This window comes from Mitsuaria sp. TWR114, from assembly GCF_007997345.1.
This window is the reverse complement of sequence record NZ_VOSR01000881.1, coordinates 1-2,300: the sequence shown is the minus strand read 5'-3', so window position 1 is coordinate 2,300 and position 2,300 is coordinate 1. Positions and strand designations below refer to the sequence as shown.

Genomic DNA, 2,300 nt, shown 5'->3' with positions numbered 1-2,300 from the left:
CCGCCGACCTGCGCGCCAACAAGGCCAAGAGCTGGCCGCAGGCCGCGGTGCCGGTGAACCAGGCGTTCAACTACACGATCTCGGCGACCAACCTCGGCCCCAGCGCGATCCCCGCCAGCGGCACCCTCACGCTCACCGACACGGTGCCGGCCAACCTGCGGGTCAACAGCATCTCGGCGCCGTCGGGCTTCAGCTGCGTGTCCTCGGGCGGCGGCACCTTCCCGCAGGCCGGTCCGGTGACCATCACCTGCACCAGCACCAACGTGGCGCTGGGGGTCAACGCCACCACCGCGAGCGTCACCATCAATGCGCAGGCCACGGCCGCGGGCGGCACGCTGACCAACCAGGTCTGCGTGAACGCCGCCAACGCGCCGGCCGACAACGTGCCCGCCAACGACTGCACCGGCGTGGGCGTGAACCCGCAGGCCAACGCCGCGCAGGCCGACGTGTCGGTGCTCAAGCGCGTGCTGGGCCTGGGCGACGGCGCGGGCAACCGCCAGGAGGCGGGCTCGCCGATCGTCTGGGAGATCGAGGTGGTCAACGCCGGCCCGCAGGCCGCGACCAACGTCGCCGTTACCGACACCCTCAACAACGTCTTCAACGCCAACGCGGGCCAGTACTCGCTGAACACGGTGGCCGGCAGTGCCACGCTGGGCAGCTGCAGCCTCGCGCCGTCCGGATCGGCGGTGTCGCTGAGCAACTGCACGATCACCAGCCTGCCGGTCTGCACCGCGGGCGTCGACTGCCCGAGGTTCCAGGTGACGGTGCGCCACTTCGGCGACGGCACGTCCTCGGACCACCAGTTCACCGTCAACAACACCGCCTTCGCGCTGGCCCAGAACGAGGCCGACCCCGACCTCCTCAACAACAACGCCAACAACAACACGCCGGCCACGGCCTACTTCATCGCCCGCACCGATGTGGCGGTGACCAAGACCGACAACCCGGACCCGGTGTCCGCCGGCCAGCTGCTCACCTACACGATCACGGCCAGCAATCCGGCCGCGACCAGCGCGAGCCGCGCCTTCAACGTGAGCATCGACGACACGCTGCCGGCGGGCCTGGTGTTCCTGTCGGCGACCGCCAACGGCGGCGGCAGTTGCACCACCGCGCCGGTCGCCGGCAGCACCACCGGTCCGGGCAATGACACGCTGATCTGCGGCTGGAGCTCGATCGCCCGCGGCGCGCAGCAGACCGTCGTCGTGCGCGTGCGCGCCAGCGCCGCGCTGGCCACGGCGCTGGGCGGCAGCGGCAGCATCTCCAACACGGTGACGATCGCCACCACCACGCCCGAGATCGCCGGCGGCGCCGCCAACAACACCGCGACGCAGGCCACCGCCGTCATCTCGCCGGCCTACGACCTGATCGTCAACAAGGCCGACGACGTGGACCCGGTCAACGTCGGCGACAACGTCACCTACACGCTCACGGTCACCAACAACGGCGCCTCGACGGCCGAGAACGTCGTCCTCACCGACACCCTGCCGTCGACGGCGGGCGCACCGACCTTCGTGGGCCTGGTGACGCCGCTGCCCGCGGGCGTGAGCTGCAACACCGCCGGCGTCACCGTCGGCGTGGCCGGCGGCAGCATCAGCTGCACCATCGCCAGCCTGGGCGGCACCGGCGGCGGCGCGACCGGGGAGGGCAGCTCCGTCCAGGTGCGCGTGCGGCTGCAGGGCGCCGAGAAGGGCACCTACACCAACGCGGCCTCGGTGCGCTTCGCCAACGCGGCGCAGGACGCCTTCGATCCGCAGGCCAACAACAGCGCGTCGGAGCCGACCACCTTCCGCTACAAGGCCGACGTGCAGGCCGTGGACAAGGCGGCCGTCATCAGCGGCACCACCACGCCGCTGGCCACCGTCGCGCAGGGCCAGGCCTTCGACTGGCTGGTCCACGTGCGCAACAACGGCCCGCAGGCGGCCGAAATCACGCAGGTCGCCGACACGCTGCCCGCGGGGCTGCAGCTCGCCGGCACGCCGGTTCTCACCGTGACCGCCGGCAGCTTCACCCCCGCGGCGCCGACCTGCACCGGCAGCGCCGGCGGCACCAGCACGAGCTGCGCGATCGCGAGCATGCCCTCCGGCGGCGCGGCGACGCTGCGCATCCCGGTGCTGGTGATCGGCACGCCGGCCAACGGCACGGTGCTGAGCAACACCGCCACCATCGTGACGACGGGCTCGGGCGATACCGACGGTGGCGCCGTGCCCAACGCGGGCAACAACTTCGCCACTGGCACGATCACCGTGCAGACCGCGACCCTGTCGGGCCGCGTCTATGACGACCTGAACGGCAACGGCCAG

General features: G+C 71.8%; 1 protein-coding gene. It reads left to right on the top strand.

Annotated elements, in window-relative coordinates; translation table 11 throughout:
* Positions 1-2,300 (top strand): DUF11 domain-containing protein (locus tag FUT87_RS25315; RefSeq protein WP_147242788.1); only part of this gene is annotated, 2,300 nt, incomplete at both ends.